The organism is Streptomyces sp. NPDC101194 (assembly GCF_044767885.1).
In the GTDB taxonomy this organism is placed as follows: domain Bacteria; phylum Actinomycetota; class Actinomycetes; order Streptomycetales; family Streptomycetaceae; genus Streptomyces.
This window is the reverse complement of record NZ_JBIWOS010000011.1, coordinates 86,822-103,789: the sequence shown is the minus strand read 5'-3', so window position 1 is coordinate 103,789 and position 16,968 is coordinate 86,822. Positions and strand designations below refer to the sequence as shown.

Annotated in this window: 18 protein-coding genes; 10 read left to right on the top strand and 8 right to left on the bottom strand. The window is 70.5% G+C overall.

The genetic code is table 11. The annotated features are described in order from the left end of the window. The first annotated feature begins 1 nt into the window (after position 1). The 5 genes from ACIRP2_RS32060 to ACIRP2_RS32040 all read left to right on the top strand — a co-directional run bounded on the left by ACIRP2_RS32060 (position 2) and on the right by ACIRP2_RS32040 (position 5,020). The gene (locus ACIRP2_RS32060; protein ID WP_404256457.1) at positions 2 to 862 is read left to right on the top strand and encodes an Fpg/Nei family DNA glycosylase; all 861 of its coding nucleotides are present in this window, start codon (positions 2 to 4) and stop codon (positions 860 to 862) included. A gap of 282 nt (positions 863 to 1,144) precedes the next feature. Beyond that, positions 1,145 to 1,897, top strand: coding sequence for a LytR/AlgR family response regulator transcription factor (locus ACIRP2_RS32055; RefSeq protein WP_404256455.1), 753 nt, complete (start codon positions 1,145 to 1,147; stop codon positions 1,895 to 1,897). 65 nt (positions 1,898 to 1,962) lie between these two features. Next, a complete protein-coding gene (locus tag ACIRP2_RS32050) occupies positions 1,963 to 2,325 on the top strand; it encodes a hypothetical protein (RefSeq protein ID WP_361444668.1) in 363 nt (120 codons plus the stop codon). After that, a complete protein-coding gene (locus tag ACIRP2_RS32045) occupies positions 2,322 to 3,803 on the top strand; it encodes a cation acetate symporter (RefSeq protein ID WP_404256453.1) in 1,482 nt (493 codons plus the stop codon). The genes ACIRP2_RS32050 and ACIRP2_RS32045 overlap by 4 nt, the downstream gene beginning before the upstream one ends. Next, complete coding sequence (locus ACIRP2_RS32040) at positions 3,800 to 5,020, top strand: sensor histidine kinase (protein ID WP_404256451.1); 1,221 nt, start codon at positions 3,800 to 3,802, stop codon at positions 5,018 to 5,020. The genes ACIRP2_RS32045 and ACIRP2_RS32040 overlap by 4 nt, the downstream gene beginning before the upstream one ends. 19 nt (positions 5,021 to 5,039) lie before the next feature. Here ACIRP2_RS32040 and ACIRP2_RS32035 read toward each other — a convergent pair whose 3' ends face one another. After that, on the bottom strand, positions 5,040 to 5,552 hold the full coding sequence (locus ACIRP2_RS32035) for a hypothetical protein (protein ID WP_404256449.1): 513 nt from the start codon (positions 5,550 to 5,552) through the stop codon (positions 5,040 to 5,042). A 125-nt stretch (positions 5,553 to 5,677) separates the two neighbouring features. Here ACIRP2_RS32035 and ACIRP2_RS32030 point away from each other — a divergent pair, with 125 nt between their 5' ends. Then, the gene (locus ACIRP2_RS32030; RefSeq protein WP_404256447.1) at positions 5,678 to 5,875 is read left to right on the top strand and encodes a zf-HC2 domain-containing protein; all 198 of its coding nucleotides are present in this window, start codon (positions 5,678 to 5,680) and stop codon (positions 5,873 to 5,875) included. On the opposite strand, the gene ACIRP2_RS32025 is transcribed toward ACIRP2_RS32030, so the two are convergent. The 3 genes from ACIRP2_RS32025 to ACIRP2_RS32015 form a co-directional block, all read right to left on the bottom strand. Continuing rightward, positions 5,809 to 6,378, bottom strand: a complete 570-nt coding sequence (locus ACIRP2_RS32025; RefSeq protein ID WP_404256445.1) for a sigma-70 family RNA polymerase sigma factor — start codon at positions 6,376 to 6,378, stop codon at positions 5,809 to 5,811. The genes ACIRP2_RS32030 and ACIRP2_RS32025 overlap by 67 nt on opposite strands. 278 nt (positions 6,379 to 6,656) lie before the next feature. Next, complete coding sequence (locus ACIRP2_RS32020) at positions 6,657 to 8,105, bottom strand: amino acid permease (protein WP_404256443.1); 1,449 nt, start codon at positions 8,103 to 8,105, stop codon at positions 6,657 to 6,659. A gap of 109 nt (positions 8,106 to 8,214) precedes the next feature. Continuing rightward, positions 8,215 to 8,676 carry a universal stress protein gene (locus ACIRP2_RS32015; protein ID WP_404256441.1) on the bottom strand — a complete coding sequence of 154 codons (462 nt, stop codon included), beginning with the start codon at positions 8,674 to 8,676 and terminating at the stop codon, positions 8,215 to 8,217. A 165-nt stretch (positions 8,677 to 8,841) separates the two neighbouring features. On the opposite strand from ACIRP2_RS32015, the gene ACIRP2_RS32010 reads away from it, so the two are divergent. After that, on the top strand, positions 8,842 to 9,681 hold the full coding sequence (locus tag ACIRP2_RS32010) for a polysaccharide deacetylase family protein (RefSeq protein ID WP_404256439.1): 840 nt from the start codon (positions 8,842 to 8,844) through the stop codon (positions 9,679 to 9,681). Positions 9,682 to 9,821: 140 nt separating this feature from the next. Here ACIRP2_RS32010 and ACIRP2_RS32005 read toward each other — a convergent pair whose 3' ends face one another. The 3 genes from ACIRP2_RS32005 to ACIRP2_RS31995 all read right to left on the bottom strand — a co-directional run bounded on the left by ACIRP2_RS32005 (position 9,822) and on the right by ACIRP2_RS31995 (position 11,450). Continuing rightward, positions 9,822 to 10,355: a hypothetical protein gene (locus tag ACIRP2_RS32005; RefSeq protein ID WP_404256437.1), complete on the bottom strand. Its 534-nt coding sequence runs from the start codon at positions 10,353 to 10,355 to the stop codon at positions 9,822 to 9,824. A 181-nt stretch (positions 10,356 to 10,536) separates the two neighbouring features. Then, positions 10,537 to 11,304, bottom strand: a complete 768-nt coding sequence (locus ACIRP2_RS32000; protein WP_404256435.1) for a hypothetical protein — start codon at positions 11,302 to 11,304, stop codon at positions 10,537 to 10,539. A 14-nt stretch (positions 11,305 to 11,318) separates the two neighbouring features. Continuing rightward, positions 11,319 to 11,450 (bottom strand): hypothetical protein, encoded by a 132-nt coding sequence (locus ACIRP2_RS31995; protein WP_351084420.1) that lies wholly within the window; start codon positions 11,448 to 11,450, stop codon positions 11,319 to 11,321. A 900-nt stretch (positions 11,451 to 12,350) separates the two neighbouring features. On the opposite strand from ACIRP2_RS31995, the gene ACIRP2_RS31990 reads away from it, so the two are divergent. The 3 genes from ACIRP2_RS31990 (at position 12,351) to ACIRP2_RS31980 (ending at position 15,944) form a co-directional block, all read left to right on the top strand. Next, positions 12,351 to 12,530: a hypothetical protein gene (locus ACIRP2_RS31990; RefSeq protein ID WP_404256433.1), complete on the top strand. Its 180-nt coding sequence runs from the start codon at positions 12,351 to 12,353 to the stop codon at positions 12,528 to 12,530. A gap of 424 nt (positions 12,531 to 12,954) precedes the next feature. Beyond that, entirely contained in the window at positions 12,955 to 13,773 is an 819-nt protein-coding gene (locus ACIRP2_RS31985; protein WP_404256431.1) for an SAM-dependent methyltransferase, read from the top strand. Beyond that, positions 13,770 to 15,944: a putative bifunctional diguanylate cyclase/phosphodiesterase gene (locus ACIRP2_RS31980; RefSeq protein ID WP_404256429.1), complete on the top strand. Its 2,175-nt coding sequence runs from the start codon at positions 13,770 to 13,772 to the stop codon at positions 15,942 to 15,944. Before ACIRP2_RS31985 ends, ACIRP2_RS31980 begins: the two co-directional genes overlap by 4 nt. 49 nt (positions 15,945 to 15,993) lie before the next feature. Here ACIRP2_RS31980 and ACIRP2_RS31975 read toward each other — a convergent pair whose 3' ends face one another. Then, positions 15,994 to 16,884 carry a LysR family transcriptional regulator gene (locus tag ACIRP2_RS31975; RefSeq protein WP_404256427.1) on the bottom strand — a complete coding sequence of 297 codons (891 nt, stop codon included), beginning with the start codon at positions 16,882 to 16,884 and terminating at the stop codon, positions 15,994 to 15,996. Positions 16,885 to 16,968: the final 84 nt, after the last annotated feature.

Below are 16,968 nucleotides of genomic sequence, written 5' to 3'. Positions count from 1 at the left end.
CATGCCCGAACTGCCGGAAGTCGAAGCCCTGCGGGTCTTCCTCGACGACCACCTGGTCGGCAGGGAGATCGACCGGGTCCTGCCGCTCAACGTCAGTGTCCTCAAGACGTACGAACCACCGCTCACCGCACTGCACGGCGGCACGGTCACGGACATCGCCCGGCACGGGAAGTTCCTCGACATCGGCGTCGGCCCGCTGCACCTGATCACCCATCTCGCGCGGGCCGGATGGCTGCGTTGGAAGGACAGCTTCCCCACCGCGCCGCCGCGTCCCGGCAAGGGCCCCCTGGCGCTGCGCACCGTACTCGTCGGCGGCGGCGGCTTCGATCTCACCGAGGCGGGCACCACCAAACGCCTCTCCGTCCATCTGGTGCGCGACCCGGGCGAGGTCCCCGGTATCGCCCGCCTGGGCCCCGATCCCCTCGACGACTCCTTCGACCGTGATGCGTTCGCCGCGCTGCTCGCCGGGGAACGCCGACGGATCAAGGGCGCCCTGCGCGACCAGTCCCTCGTCGCCGGAATCGGCAACGCCTACAGCGACGAGATCCTGCACGTCGCGAAGATGTCGCCGTATCTGCTCACCGCGAACCTCACCGACGACGAGATCACCCGGCTCCACACCGCCCTGCGCACCACGCTCCGCGACGCGGTGACGCGCTCCAGCGGACTGGCGGCCGGGAAGCTCAAGGCCGAGAAGAAGAGCGGGATGCGCGTCCACGGACGCACCGGCGAGCCGTGTCCCGTCTGCGGGGACACCGTGCGAGAGGTCTCGTTCAGCGACTCCTCGCTGCAGTACTGCCCGACCTGCCAGACCGGAGGCAGGCGACTGGCCGACCGCCGCCTGTCCAGACTGCTCAAGTAGCCCGGACCGGTGGGCGTCCGCCGTAGCCCCGGCGCAGCCGGGAAGATCTGTTCACGGTGCGGCGCCCGGCGGTGTCCGCCCGGAGCACCGCGCGAGCGCGGGCACCGGCCCGGCACACTCCGCCGGGCGCCGTCGAACCCGACGGCACCGGCTGTCCGGGCACCCCCGTCCCACGGTTGTCGACATCGTGATGAGCCCTTGGGGTGCGCACACCGTCCGGTACAGGAAGAAGCGGTGAATCGCGAGGCCCCATACCCCCCGGCACGTCCTAAACTCCGCCCCATGCTGCGCGTACTCGCCGTCGACGACGAAGAACCCGCCCTGGAGGAACTCCTCTACCTCCTGCGCGCCGATCCCCGCATCCGCAGCGCCGAGGGCGCCACCGGGGCCACCGAGGCGCTGCGCCGGATCGGCAGCGCCGTCGAGGCGGGACCCGAGGACCCGTCCGCGATCGACGTGGTCTTCCTCGACATCCACATGGCCGGTCTCACCGGCCTCGACGTCGCCCAGTTGCTGGCCGGATTCGCCGCGCCCCCTCTCATCGTCTTCGTCACCGCGCACGAGGGCTTCGCCGTTCACGCCTTCGACCTCAAAGCCGTCGACTACGTCCTCAAGCCGGTACGCCGCGAACGGCTCGCCGAGGCGGTCCGCCGGGTGGCCGAACAGGTCGGCGGCCGCTCCGCACCCGTGCTCGACACCGCCAACGACCAGATACCGGTGGAGCTCGGTGGCGTGATCCGGTTCATCCCGATCGACGACATCGCCTACGCCGAGGCCCAGGGCGACTACGCCCGGCTGCACACCGCCACCGGCAGCCACCTGGTCCGGGTCCCCCTCACCACGCTGGAGGAACGCTGGCGCTCGCGCGGATTCGTACGCATCCACCGCCGCCATCTCGTGGCGCTGGGCCGGATCGACGAACTCCGCCTCGACGCGGGCAGTATGAGCGTGCGCATCGGCACCGCGGAACTCGCCGTGAGCCGTCGCCACACCCGCGCGCTGCGCGATCTGCTGATGCGCCAGACCGGCCGCTGACCAGGACGTACCCGGGTTCGCAGGCTCTTCCCACGGGGGTCCGGTGCTGCGTACACTCCGAGCCCATGTCCGCAGAGCCTGCGCCCCGGCGCGAAGTGGTGACGGGGGAGCCCCGGCGGGTCCGCCCGCTGCCCCGCTATCGCACCCAGTCGGAGATCGACGAGCAGACCGCGCTCGGCGGCGCGTACGTACGTTCACTGATGCGCGGTCAGTTGCGCGCCGGACTCACCGCCTTCACCGTCCTCGCCGTGGTCGTCGGTACGCTGCCGCTGGTCTTCGAGGCCCTGCACAGCGCCGCGCTCGTCTGGGCGGTCCTCGGATTCGCCGCCTATCCGCCGCTGACCCTGACCGCCTGGTGGTACGTGCGGCGTGCCGAGCGCAACGAACGCGACTTCGCCAGGCTCGTGGAAGGCCGCTCCGCGCAGTGAGCCGTACGTACGCGGTGGCGGCCGTCGCCGTGGTCGTGGCCGCGACCCTCCTCGTCGGCGGTTTCGGGCTGCGCATCTCCCGCACCACCTCCGACTTCTACGTCGCCTCGCGCACCGTGCGGCCCCGGCTCAACGCCGCGGCGATCAGCGGCGAATACCTCTCCGCCGCCTCCTTCCTCGGCATCGCCGGCCTGGTGCTCGTGCACGGCCCGGACATGCTCTGGTACCCGGTCGGATACACCGCGGGCTATCTCGTACTGCTGGTCTTCGTCGCCGCGCCACTGCGCCGCTCGGGGGCCTACACCCTGCCCGACTTCGCCGAGGGGCGACTGGAGTCGCGACAGGTGCGCCGGCTGGTGAGCGTCTTCGTCGTGGCGGCGGGCTGGCTGTACCTGGTACCGCAGCTCCAGGGCGCCGGACTGACGCTCAAGATCCTGACCGGTGCGCCCGGATGGCTCGGCGACGTGCTCGTGGCGTCCGTCGTCGTCCTCGCCGTCGCCGCGGGCGGTATGCGCTCCATCACCTTCGTGCAGGTCTTCCAGTACTGGCTGAAACTGACCGCGCTCCTCGTCCCCGCGATCTTCCTCGTGCTCGCCTGGCAGGGGGACGGGCAGCCCCGGGTCACGTTCGACGAGCAGCTCTCCGTCTTCCGCGCCGACCATCCGCTGTACGCCACCTACGGGCTGATCGTCGCGACGTTCCTCGGCACCATGGGGCTGCCGCACGTCGTCGTCCGCTTCTACACCAGCCCCAACGGCCGCGACGCCCGCCGCACGACGGTCGCCGTCCTCGCGCTCGTCGGCGTGTTCTATCTGCTGCCACCGGTCTACGGCGCCCTGGGCAGGCTGTACGCCCCCGAACTGATCCACGGCGGGGACGCGGACGCCGCGGTGCTGCTGCTGCCCGAGCGGGTCATCGGCGGGCTCGGCGGCGATCTGCTCGGCGCGCTCATCGCGGGCGGCGCCTTCGCGGCGTTCCTGTCGACCGCCTCCGGCCTCACGATGGCGGTCGCCGGGGTCATCACCCAGGACGTGCTTCCCTCGCGCGGGGTACGGCACTTCCGGCTGGCCACCGTCCTCGCCGTGTGCGTGCCGCTGGCCGGTTCGCTGATGGTCAGCCGGGTGCCGGTGGCCGACTCGGTGGGCATGGCGTTCGCCGTCTCCGCGTCCTCCTTCTGCCCGCTCCTGGTCCTCGGCATCTGGTGGCGGCGGCTCACCCCGCCCGGAGCGATCGCCGGACTCCTCCTGGGCGGGGGCTCCGCGTTCCTGTCCGTCGCCATCACCGTCAGCGGCGCCGTACGCCCGCCGGGCTGGCCGCACGCCCTGCTCGCCTGGCCCGCCGTCTGGTCGGTGCCGGTCGGCTTCCTCGCCATGGTCCTGGTCTCCCTCGCCACGCCCGGCCGCATACCTCCCGGCACCAACGCCGCCATGACCCGCTTCCACCTGCCGGAAGCGCTGACCTCCGGGAGACACCGATGACCGGGGCCGGATACGCCGTACTCGTCCTCCTGCTGCTGGGGGTCGGCTTCCTGGTCGGCCGCCGCACCGCCCGCCCCGTCCGCACCAGCGACGTCGGGACCCCCGTCGAGCACGCCACCTTCGAGACCCTGCACACGGCCTCGCTCGCCGCGCCGCCCCTGCGCGCCGGACTCACCGAGGAGAGCGCCCGCAAATCCGCCCGCAGGCTCCGCTCGCTGCTCGGCACCGACGCCCTCTGCCTCACCGACCGCGACCGGGTGCTGGTCTGGGACGGGGCGGGCGAACACCACGGCCGGCACGTCATGGACCAGGTGCGCGGCCTTCTCGCCAGCGGTCGCGACACCGCCTTCCACAGCGACTGCGACGACCTGGACTGCCCGCTGCGCTGGGCCGTCGCCGTACCGCTCACCGTCGACCACCGGGTGCTCGGCACTCTCATCGCCTACGCCCCACGCGAATCCGCGGTGCTGGCGAGAGCGGCCGGGGAGGTGGCCCGCTGGGTCTGCGTACAGTTGGAACTGGCCGAGCTCGACCGTTCCCGCACCCAGCTCATCGAGGCCGAGATCAGGGCGCTGCGGGCCCAGATCTCTCCGCACTTCATCTTCAACTCGCTTGCCGCCATCGCCTCGTTCGTCCGTACCGATCCCGAGCGGGCCCGCGAACTTCTTCTGGAATTCGCCGACTTCACGCGCTACTCGTTCCGCAGACACGGCGACTTCACCACCCTCGCCGACGAACTGCACTCCATCGATCAGTACTTGGCGTTGGTGAGGGCCCGCTTCGGCGAACGGCTCGCGGTCACCCTCCAGGTCGCCCCCGAGGTGCTGCCCGTCGCCCTGCCGTTCCTCTGCCTCCAGCCCCTGGTCGAGAACGCGGTCAAGCACGGGCTCGAAGGAGCGGTCGGCCCTCCCCGGCCCCTCGGCTCCGGCCGAGCGGGGGAGACCCCCATCCGGATCACCATCAGCGCACTCGACGCCGGTTCCGAGGCCGAAGTCGTCATCGAGGACGACGGTGCGGGAATGGACCCGGAGCGCCTGCGCCACATTCTGCGCGGCGAGGGCGGCCACTCCACCGGGATCGGCCTGCTGAACGTCGACGAAAGGCTGCGTCAGGTGTACGGGGACGACTACGGACTCGTCATCGAGACGGGCCTCGGGGCAGGGATGAGGATCACGGTGCGGCTGCCCAAGTACCGTGCGGGGGTGCACGGTTCCTGATCACCGGGCGGGGAGGCGTTCAGTGCAGGTGGATCGCCAGATGCCCCAGCGGCAGCCCCAGCTGCCAGGCGGGCGTCCACACCTGGGCCGTCTCGTCCGCATCCGGCTCGTCGCCCACCGGTTCCCACGGCGGCGGACCGATCGCGTCGAGGTCGGCCGCGAGGAGTTCGGTCTCCTCCAGCCACCGCCAGGCCGCGCGGGCCAGTGCCAGATCGGGGTCCGCGCCGCCGGACCCGGCGGAGGCCTCCGGCGCGTCCAGCCGCTCACAGACCCAGCCGCGCCAGGCCGTCCCGTACGCGGTCAGCAGCCGCAACTCGTCCATCCGGGCCGCGGGCAGGGCGTCGGCCGCACCGTCGTCGGAGAGGAAGATGGTGAGCGCGAGCGCGTCGCGGCCCGCGCGGTACTCCAGCGTGGACGGCTCCATCAGGTCGCCGGTCCGCAGCAGCTCATCGGCCATGTACTCGGCGTACATCCAGGCCATCGGGACCAGCAGCCCGCCCCCACTGGTTCCATCCTGACGTTCCGGGCGCATCCCGTCTCGCCTCTTTCTCTTCTCGGCACCGGGCTTCACGGAGCATTGAACCGGGGGAGCGCGCCCCGCGTGGCCAGAAAGGCAGGATCCGTCACGACCGGACCCGTCCACGACACGAGGATGCGATGACCGCCGACCCCGGGGAGGGCCCGCACGTGAGGCAGTTGCTCGGCGCCTACGTCCTCGATGCGCTCGCGACCGACGAGACCCGTACGGTCTCCCGCCATCTGCAGTCCTGCGACCGCTGCGCCGCCGACTACGTGGAGGTCGCGGAGGCCGTGTCGCTGCTTGCCCTGCTGAGCGCGGACGATCTGCTGGAGTAGCCCGGCAGGTTGCGGGAGAGCTGCCGCAGCGCGTAGTACGACCGGGACTTGACGGTGCCCGCCGGAACGCCCAGGACCCGGGCCGTCTCGCCCACGCTGAGGCCGCGGAAATATATCTGGACGAGGACGGCGCGGTGTTCCGGGCTGAGTGTGCGTACGGCGTCGCGCACGTCGAGGGCCGAGACCGTGGACTCGGTGGTGTCCTCCTCGCCCGCGGCGGCCTCCAGCACGACGTCACCCACCTCGGTGGGCCTGGCCTGCCTCGACCGGCGCGCATCGATCGCCAGGCGCCGCGCGACGGTGAAGAGCCAGGGCCGCATCGACTCGTACGGAGCGTCGAAGGCCTCCGGATGCTGCCAGGCCCGCACCAGCGTCTCCTGGAGCAGATCCTCGGCCCGCTGCCGGTCGCCGAAGGTCAGCCCGAGCAGGAAGTGCAACAGGGCGGGGCCGTGTTCCCGCTGGACATCCGCGAGGGCCCGCTCGTCGGTCGTCGTGGTGGTCATCGTGAACGCCCTTCCCCGTGGTGGCCCCTGCCGTTTCGCTGCCGACTGGCGTATACGAACGCATCGGGGCTCCGAGGAACAGTCGATGGGCGGCGCCGTGCGACGAGCGGTCGCACAGTGCGGCGAATGGTGCGGTGAACGGTCGGGCGGCGGGCGGCTCGGTGGTGCGCACGGTGCCCGGCGCGATGTCCGTACGGGCGTCGGGGGCTTCGCGGGACGCCGACGGCCCTTCGCCCCGTCCCCTGCGCGGACGGGGCGAAGGAACACGGCGCGACGGATCAACCCGCTCCCGTGCCCGTTCCCGCCTCCGGTGCCCTCGCCATCTCGGACTTCCGGTACGAGTACCCGAAATAGATCACCAGACCGATCAGGAACCACACCACGAAGCGCACCCACGTCTGCCACTGCAGGAAGGTGATCAGCCAGACCGAGAACACCACGCCCAGGGCCGGCACGAACGGCATGCCGGGGGTGCGGAAGGTACGGGGGAGTTCGGGCCGTTTGTAGCGCAGCACGATCACCGCGATGCACACCACCACGAACGCCAGCAGAATGCCGATGTTCGTCAGCTCGGCGGCCTCGCCGATCGGCAGGAAGCCGGCGATCACGGCCGAGGCCGCGCCGACGATCCAGGTCACCCGGGTCGGTACGTGCCGGGTCGGATGGGTCTTGGCGAACCACTTGGGCAGCAGCCCGTCGCGGCTCATCGAGAACCACACCCGGGTCACGCCGAGCATGAAGGTGAACATCACGGTGAGGATGCCGATGATGGCGCCCACCGCGATCACATTGGCGAGTCCGCTGAGCCCGACCGACTTGAAGGCCGTGGAGAACCCGGATTCCGGGTCGATGTCCTGGTAGCTCTGCATCCCCGTGAGCACCAGGCACGCCGCCACATAGAGCACCATCGAGATGGCGAGGGAGTACAGGATCGCCTTCGGCATGTGGCGCTGGGCGTCCTTGGACTCCTCGGCGGCCGTCGACATGGCGTCGTACCCGAACACCGCGAAGAACACCGTGGCCGCGCCGGTGAAGGCGCCGCTCACGCCGAACGGGAAGAACGGGTGGTAATTGGCGGTGTCGACGTGGAACACGCCGACACCGATGACCAGCAGGACGACCAGGACCTTCAGAACGACGACGACCGTCTCGAAGCGGGCGGCGTTCTTGATGCCGAGGGTCAGCAGGTACGCCACGAGCAGGCAGAGCAGCGAGGCGAAAAGGTCGACCCGATGGCCCGGCCCGGTGCCCGGCGCGCCCAGCATCCACTTCGGCAGTTCGAGCCCCATCTCCCCGAGCAGAAAGCTGAAGTAGCCGGAGATGCCGATCGCGACCACGGCGACGATGGCCGTGTACTCCAGCAACAGGTCCCAGCCGATGAACCAGCCCACCAGCTCGCCGAGCACCGCGTATCCATAGGTGTAGGCGGAACCGGCCTTGGGGATCAGGCCCGCGAACTCCGCGTAACTGAACGCGGCCGCCGCGCTCGCCACACCCGCGATCAGGAAGGAGAGCAGGACCGCGGGTCCCGCGGTGCCGTTCGCCACCGTGCCGGCGAGGGTGAAGATGCCCGCGCCGATGATGCCGCCCACGCCGATCGCCGTGAGCTGCCACAGACCGAGCGATCGGGTGAGCCGCGTGGTGACATCCCCCGTCGGCCTCGTCTCGTCGATCTGCTCGATCGGTTTGCGGCGCAGTACACCCTCGCCCACTCGGAGCCTGGCCATGAGTCACCTCTTCGCTGACGGATGTCCCTGACGGGCGCTCATGATGGCCCAGGCGGAGCAGGGACGAAAGACGGCGTGCCGTCCGGCGGAGGTGTGGGTTCCGCGACGGTTACGGCACTACCGTGACGGGCCAACGGCCCGCCTTCACCAGCCTGATGGCCACCGAACCGATGAACCGGTGCCCGGCCGATTCCGACGCTCCCACCACGACGGCATCGGCCTTGAGCTCGTCCGCCGCCGTCACGAGCCCGTTGTAGGGATCACCGCGGAAGGTGTGGAACTCCCAGCGCACATCCCATATGTCCTTCGTCCGCGCCGTCGCTTCCCGGATCTCGTTCACCAGCCCCTCCGCGACCTCTCCGGTCGTGTCGGCGACCGGTGCGCCGAGCGCGGCCCCGGCGGGCAGTACGGGCTGGACGTAGACGAGGGCGAGCATGGCTCCCTGCCGACGGGCGAGTCCCGCCGCGTACGCCGCGGCACGCATGGACGAATCGGACCCGTCGAGGCCGGAGACGATCACTTTTGGGCCGTCTGTGCCACGTTCGAACTGGTGGGGCTGCTGGTCGGTCACGGCAGTGAGGCTATCCGCTCCCGGAGCCGGCTCCGGGAGCGGATGCGGCGCGACCTGGGAAGGGGCTGCCGGTTGCTCCGGAGTCGGTCCCTCCATCGGGTACAAAACCGCACACGTCCGGTGTCGTCGACCGGGGCGCGCACACCGACGTGCGAGCAGTTGGTCATGAAAAATGATCAGAGGATACCGGGACGCAGAATGCTGCTGAGGCTGGCTGCCGGACTCGGCACGGCCGGTGCCGTGCGTGTGCTCGCCGCAGACCCGGCCGGAACACCGTCCCGGACCTCCGGACCGGTCGTGGGTGCCGCGGAACCCCGGCCCGCATCCGGCGCGCTGCCCTCCGCCTACCGGCTCCGGCCGATGACCGCGGGCGCCCCTCCCCGCTTCAGGCCCGCGGCGCCCCCCGTCCGCACCAGGCCCTTCGAGAAACTGCCCGAGATCGGGCGGGCCATGGTGCTCACCTTCGACGACGGCCCCGACCCGCTCCACACCCCGCACATCCTCGCCGCACTGCGCGAACACGATGTCCGAGCGATGTTCTTCCTCTGCGGGGAGATGGCCCACGACCATCGGGACCTGGTACGGGCGATCGCCGCGGACGGTCACACCATCGGCAACCACACCTGGACGCATCCCCTGGTCACCACGCTCTCGCGGGCCGGCATCCACGACGAGATGGGCCGCACCAGCGAGGTGATCGAGAGGATCACCGGTGTTCCGCCGCTCTGGTTCCGGGCGCCGTACGGAGTGTGGAACCGGAACTCCTTCGAGATCGGCGCCGAACTGGGGATGGAACCGATGGCGTGGACCGTCGACGCGCTGGACCGGACCGAACCCGGTGTCGGCGCGATCGTCCGCAGGGTCCGGGAAGCGGCGGCACCCGGCGTCGTCGTGCTGTCGCACGACGGGGGAGGCAATCGTTCGCAGAGCGTGACCGCGCTGCGGCGGTACCTCCCCGAACTGCTCGCCGACGGCTACCGGATCACGGTGCCGCAGCGCCGGTGAGCACGCGGTCGGCGGCGGGATCGCCGGTCGCGGCGTCGCGGTGGCGTCTCCCGTGGGCGCGGCGCTCGACACGCCCGTCGCCCCGGTGCCTGTCGACAGGACCCGGGGCGACGGGCGTATCGGGCCGCACTGCCCTGCTCTCAGTGCGGGCGGCTCTCCCTGCGCAGGCGCACCACATGGATGGTGGCGGTGGCGGTGACCACCGCCACCGCCGTGCCGGCGGCGACCTTCGCGGCGTTCGTCCTGTCGACGCCGTCACCGGGTGGGCCCTGCAGACCGGCCGGAGCGACCGGAGTGCCGGTGGTGGGTACGCCGGAGGACGGGCCGACCGTGAGACCGACCCTCGCCGTGGAGCCCGGTGACGTGTCGCAGATGAACGTCACCTCGTAGGCGGCGCCGGGTCGCGCGTCCCGGTCGACGGTGGCCGCGGCGGTTCCGCCTCTGGGGATGGTGACCGTGTCGAACACTCCGGAGCCGGCCGTGGCGGTTGTGGAGCACCCCCGGGCTGCCAGGACGACCTGGCTCCCCGGCGCGATCACCGACGGAGTGACGGTGTATCCGGTCGCGGAGGACGCGCCTGTCGACGTCGCGGCGTACGCGGATGCGGCCGCGGCGGTCGGGACGAGTGCGGCGGCGCCGAGCAGGGCGACGGGTGCGACACCTATTGCGCGCATGGGTGAATCCTCCGGTCCCCGAGGAGCAGTTGCGGAACGGATTTCCACAGAGAGTCAGAAATGCGCCTCGACGGGCCAAACGCTAGAAGTCGCACATTCCTCCGTCGATCCGAGTGCGCCGCTCGGGGCACCGGTTTCGCCCGAGCGGCGCATGGCCCGTATGCCGGCTTTCGGTGGGCGGCTATCCGCCCGCAGCCCCGGGGAACAGGTCGAGGAACGGTGCCGAGGTGGCCGAGATACCGCGGCCGAAGGGGGAGTCGAAGTCCCAGATCAGGAAGAGCAGAAAGGCGATCAGGACGCTGAAGAGGCCGGCCAGCAGCAGTTCGCGGAAGGTTCTGCGGATCTGCAGCGTGAAGATCAGCCCGATGGTCACCAGCGCCCCGGTGATCAGTCCGAACCAGACCACGCCCGGCATGGTCGCACCGGCGCTCTGGCCGCGTCCGCTGCGGGCGTCGTCGACCGCGGCGACCTCATCGACCAGTGGCTGATATGCCTGCCCCTCGTGGTCGTTCCTCGGTCGGTAGTCGGTGACGTCGGCACGCACCCGGTCGAGGAGCCGGGCCCCCTCGTCGGTGAGGGTGCCGTGGTCCGACATGGACCGCCACTCGTCGTGGAGGACGTGACGGACGTAGGCGTCGACATCGTTGCGGATGCGCGTACGCACCTCGGCCGGGTAGACGGCGGAGCGGGCCTTCACCTCGTGCAGGGCCTGGGCCTCCAGGCGTACGTACTCCTGGGCGGCGCTGCGTCCCTCCCAGACGCCCGCGATGGCGAGGCCCAGCACGATCGCGTAGACCACGCCGATCATCATCGTCATGTACTCGATGACGTCAGGCGTCTCGGACGGGTCGTCGTCGTCCGCGATTCGGCGGTTGCTGAGTACCGCGATGGTCAGGACGACGGCGCTGGCCGCAATCATGGCGAGGGCGAGAACAAGCCATTCCGACATGGTTTCTCCGAAGGTCATCGGGAGCGGGGACGCAGTACGGCGACCGCGAACACCGCGGGGGCCGTGATCATGAGGGTGAGCGTGACCAGGGAGGTGCCGCGGCGCGGGACCTTGCGAGGCGGCTTGCGGTAGGTGGGAAGCGCCACGGGTCGTGGCGCGGGAGGCGTGGAGCGTACGGAGGGTGAGGGTGAGGGCGGAGGGGGTGGTGGCGCGGGTTTCGGAGGCGGTGGCGCGTGGGTCGGCGGCGGCGGCGGAGGAGGAGGCGGCGGAGGAGGCGGCGGCGGAGGAGGCGGCGGCGGAGGAGGTGGAGGCGCGGGTCTGGGGGGTGGGGTCGGCTCGGGCATCGGGCCCGCGTGGCAGTGGCCGTCGCCCGTCACGGCGACCGCCGAACTCCCGCTGTCCTCCCCGATGGAGGCGTACGCGCAGTCGTCCGCCACCGCGGGTGCCGGGGCGGTCAGCAGCCAGAGGAGTGCGACGGCCGCCGCGAGCCGTCCTATGAGTGATCCGTACACGACGGGGAGCATGTTCCGGCCCGTCGCGGCACACGCCGGGGGCGGACCGGATTCCCCTGATGGTGGGGACATGGAGCGCCGGATGTTTGCGGCTCGCGGAAATTCTGGGAACGCGTTGGACAAAGCGGGAGGCGCCATCCGTCCCCGGAGCCGTGGATGAGCGACCGCGCGTCACAACCTGTCCGGGGAGAAGGGGAGTTGTCGTGCGTCCGGGTGGAACGTCTCGTGGATGAGGACGTCGGACGCCCCCTCGCGTGCCAAGGCGCGCGGTCGGGCCGGGCGGAGGCGTAGCGCCGGGCGGCGACGCCCGAGGTCCGGGCCGTGATCCCTGGTGGATGGGCGCGTGGCGCCGGACGCGGTGCATCGCAAGGCGGAGGGGTGTCCGCGCACCGGAGGTATTCGGATGGTGCGACGACGCGGCGAGTCGTCGTCGCTGTCGTAGTACGCCCGCCGGGTATTGCGGGACAACCTTCGGCGGCAGGAGGCGGGCGACAGTCGGTTCATGTCCGTGTCGGACCAGGAGAAGGACGCGCGGTGGACACCGAGGGCCCGGCCGGCGCCGAACCCGGTGAACTCGTGGGGCTTTCGGCGCCGAAGGATCCGGAACTCGAAGCGATTGTCGTGAACAGGCGCGGCAACGGGGTCCGGCACTTCAAGAAGGATGTCGCGCAGCCGATGAAGTCGGCCCGCGCGGGTTCCCGTCGGCGGAAGTGACCGGTTGTTGCTTCATTGGTGATGAATGACGGCAATGGCATCACCACCAAGGGTTTTGCGGCTTTCAATCGACCCGGCGCACTCGCAGGACGAGCCATCGGCTGCTGTCAGGTCCATACCTTCACGGGCGAGGTGAAGTCGGATCGGACGCCAACAAGCAAGGCGCCGGGGGTACATGGTACGCGGTGCCGTCGACGCCGAACTGCGGGCGCCCCCCGAGTATCCCGAAGTGCCTCTGTGCGGCCGGTTCGTCGCCGAATGTCACACGTAGCGACAGGCCGATCGCACATGCCACTGGTGTGTGACCAATAACGGACGGCTAATTTCCGTTTCCGCTCGCTCTCCTGGCGGTCGATCAGTAGCCTCTGGACAACACTGACCATGAACATGGCCGGATCGCCGTGGCGACTTGTTGGAGACATCGATGGAGCGTCCCGCCTGGGCACCGCAAGGCATCGACATCACTGTGCCGAGCGTGTCTCGCATGTACGACTTCTATCTGGGCGGATCGCACAATTTCGAGGTGGACCGGGAAGCGGCTCGCAAGGCGATGGAGTTCATGCCGGGACTCCCCAAGATCATGCAGGCGAATCGCGCCTTTATGCGCAGGGCGGTGCGATATGCGGTGAGTGAGGGCATCACCCAGTTCCTGGACATCGGCTCCGGAATACCGACTTTCGGCAATGTGCACGAAGTCGCGCAAGCGGCCGACCCCGAGGCCCGGGTGGCATATGTCGATCACGACCCCGTCGCGGTCGCGCACAGCCAGGCCGTACTCGAAGGCAACGACCGGGCGGTGGTCGCCGCCGCGGATCTGCGCCGCCCGCGGGAGATCGTGAAGAACCCGGAGATCTCCGAACTGCTGGACCTGAAGCGTCCGGTGGCTCTGCTGCTCGTCGCCGTACTGCACTTCATCGAGGACTCAGACGACCCGCGGAGCGCGCTCACCGAACTGCGCGAGGCACTGGCCCCCGGCAGCCTCGTCGTCATCACCCACGCGTCGTACGAGGGGATTCCGCTCACCCAGGAGGAGGCGGGCGGCGCGGTCGGCGTCTACAAGAGCATCCGCAACCCTCTGGTCATGCGTTCGCGCGACGAGATCAGCCGGTTCTTCGAGGGGTACGAGATGGTCGAGCCCGGCCTCGTGGCGATGCCGAACTGGCGCCCCGACACCCCTCTGGCGCCGGAGCACGAGGACCCATTCGCCTTCTCGGGCTTCGCGGGAGTGGGACGCAAGGCGTGAGCATTCCCGCCCAGTCGTCCGGAGCGCCCGACACGGAGCCCGACGGCCCCGAGGACCGGCTCCGGAGATTCGCCACGATCTGGAGCCGGGCCATCTTCCCGTCGACGGCGACCTCCATGACGCGCCCGGAATTCGAACAGCATCTGCTGCCGCTGGCCCGTGCACTCAGCGACATCCTGCACGCGTGGCCCTTCGACGCGGCGCCCGCGAGCGAGGTGGGAGCCGCCCTCGTCGCCGCACACTGCACGGATCCCGAGGCGCTCAGCAGCACGCTCGGTGTGGTCGACTCCTACCTCGTGCTCTACTGCGGCGGCAACGGCGAGACGCCGCTGTCGACCGAGGACAGCAGAGCCCGCTGCGCCCGGACGCAGCACGCCCTCGCGGCCGGCTTCACCCGGGCGCTGCGCGAGCGGACCCTCGCCGAGCAGGAGGCCATCGCCCGTTCGGCACTCACCGCCCGCTCGAATGCCCAGCAGGCCCTGCACGCCACCGAGGCGCGCTTCCGTGCCGTCTTCAAGGACGCGGCCATCGGCATCGGGATCGCCGACCTGGACGGCAATGTGCTGGAGGTCAACGACACCCTGACCCGGATGTTCGGCGGGCTGGAGCACCATGTGCGCAGCCACAAGATCAACGAATGGGTCCACCCCGAGGACTCGCCGCAGGTCTGGAAGTACTACAACGAGCTGGTACGCGGCGCACGCGAGCACTACCGGGTCGAGAAGCCCTACTACCGCAACGACGGCACGGTCCTGTGGACCAATCTGACGGTGTCGCTGCTGCGCGACTCCGAGGGCAGACCGGAGTATCAACTGGCGCTGTTGGAGGACACCACGGAGCGTCGGCTGCTCAACCTGCGGCTGCGGTACGAGGCCACCCACGACGCGCTCACCGGCCTGCCCAACCGGACGCTGTTCTTCGAGCGGCTCGAGAAAGCGCTCTCAGCGGACGACGGCAGCCGCTTCGGCCTGTGCTACCTGGATCTCGACGGCTTCAAGGCGATCAACGACAGCCTCGGTCACGCGTCGGGCGACCGGCTGCTGGTCGAGGTGGCCGACCGGCTGCAGAGCTGCGCGACGGCGCCCGGCGAGATGGTGGCACGGCTCGGCGGCGACGAGTTCGTGGCCCTGACCACGGGCCCCGACACCCGGACGGAGGTCGACGAGCTGGCCTGCCGGATCCTCGGCGTGCTCAGCACCCCGATCCGCCTGGAAGGCCGTGAGCTGACCGTGCGCGGCTCCATCGGGGTCGTCGAGGGGCCCGCCGGCGAACGCAGCGCCGCCGAGGTGCTGCGCAGCGCCGACATCACGATGTACCGGGCCAAGTCGGCGGGCGGCAACCGCTTCGAGCTCGCCGACGCCGAGGCGGACGCGCGTGCCATCACCCGGCACGGGCTGACCACCGCCCTGCCGGCGGCCCTGGAGCGCGGTGAGTTCTTCATCGAGTACCAGCCGCTGGTACATCTGGGCGACGGCTCGGTGCACGGTGCGGAGGCGTTGGTGCGCTGGTGCCACCCGCAGCACGGGGTGCTCGGTCCCGACCGGTTCATCCCGCTCGCCGAGCACACCGGGCTGATCGTGCCGCTCGGCCGCTGGGTGCTGGAGGAGTCCGTGCGTCAGGCCAATTTCTGGCAGGAGCGGCACAGCGACGGCGGTCCGCTGCGAATCAACGTCAACCTGTCGCCGACGCAGCTGCACCACCCGAGGCTGGTCGCCGAGACCGTCGACGTACTGGAGCGGTCGGGGCTCGACCCCGGGGCGCTGTGCCTCGAGGTCACCGAGTCCGCGCTCATCGGCGCGGACGACGATCTGCTCAAGCCGCTTCGGCAACTGTCCGAGATGGGCGTCGACATAGCGCTCGACGACTTCGGTACCGGGTACTCGAATCTGGCCAACCTGCGCCGGCTCCCGGTGAGCGTGCTCAAGCTGGACCGCTCCTTCACCCGGGGAATGCAGCAGCATCCGGTGGACCCGGTCGACATGAAGATCGTCGAGGGGATCGTCTCGCTGGCGCACAGCCTGGACCTCGCGGTCACGGTGGAGGGCGTGGAGACTGGGGCCCAGGCGGAGCAGCTGCGGAATCTGGGCTGCGACACGGCACAGGGGTGGTACTACGCCCGGCCCGGAGCGCCCGACCGGATCCACTCACTGCTGCTGGCCGACGCGGTGTGAGGGACGCGGGAGGGCGCCGGCGCCGTTCTCGAAGGCCGGACGGGCCGGATCAGCCCGTCCGGCTGGCGAGCAGCACCTTCTGCAACTCGCGTGCCGCGCGCGGCGGCGCCACATCGCTGCGGTGCGCGAGTGCGATCGTGCGCCGCAGCCCCGGCCGGGCCAGTGGTGTGGTCCGCAGGTCGTGGCCGGCCCGGACGGCGATCATGCTGGGCACCACCGCGATCCCGAGCCCCGCCCGGACGAAGCCGAGCACCGCGTCCATCTCCCCTCCCTCCACCGTGAACGACGGCTCGAAGCCCTCCGCGCGACAGGCCGCGACCGTCAGTTCGCGCAGGTCGTAGCCGTGCCGGAACATCACCAGGGATTCACCCTGGAGGTCGGCGATCCGTACGCTCCCGCCCCGGCCGGGCCGTGGCGCCCGCGCCGACGAGACCACGACCAGGTCCTCCTGGAGCAGCTCGACCGTGGTGAGCGCGGGGGAGGCGGCGGGCAGTGGCAGCACGACCAGGGCGAGATCGAGTGCGCCGCGCGCCAGCTCCCGTACGAGGTCCAGCGAGCCGCCTTCCTCCAGCAGCAGCTGAATCCCCGGGTGCCGGTCGTGGAAGGCGCGCAGCACGTCGGGCAGGAGGCCGGTGCAGAGGCTGGGTGTCGCGCCGAGCCGGACCCGGCCCCGGCGCAGCTGCGCCAGCTCCTGCACCTCGTGGCGTGCGGTATCGGCGTCCGCGAGGATGCGGCGGGCCAGCGGCAGCAGGGCCTCGCCCGCGTCGGTGAGGGTGATGTTGCCGCGGGCCCGGCTGAACAGCTCCGCCCCCAGCTCGTTCTCCAGCGCTCTGATCTGCTGGGAGAGGGAGGGCTGCGAGACGTGCACCTCCTCGGCGGCACGGGTGAAGTGGCGGGTCTCCGCCACGGCCACGAAATACATCAGCTGCTGGAATTGCATACACGCAGCCTAACGGCGGCGATAGTCAAAGCCTATGAACATGAGCCGCACCATGTCTTGGACTGATGGGGCCGTTCGGCCCTA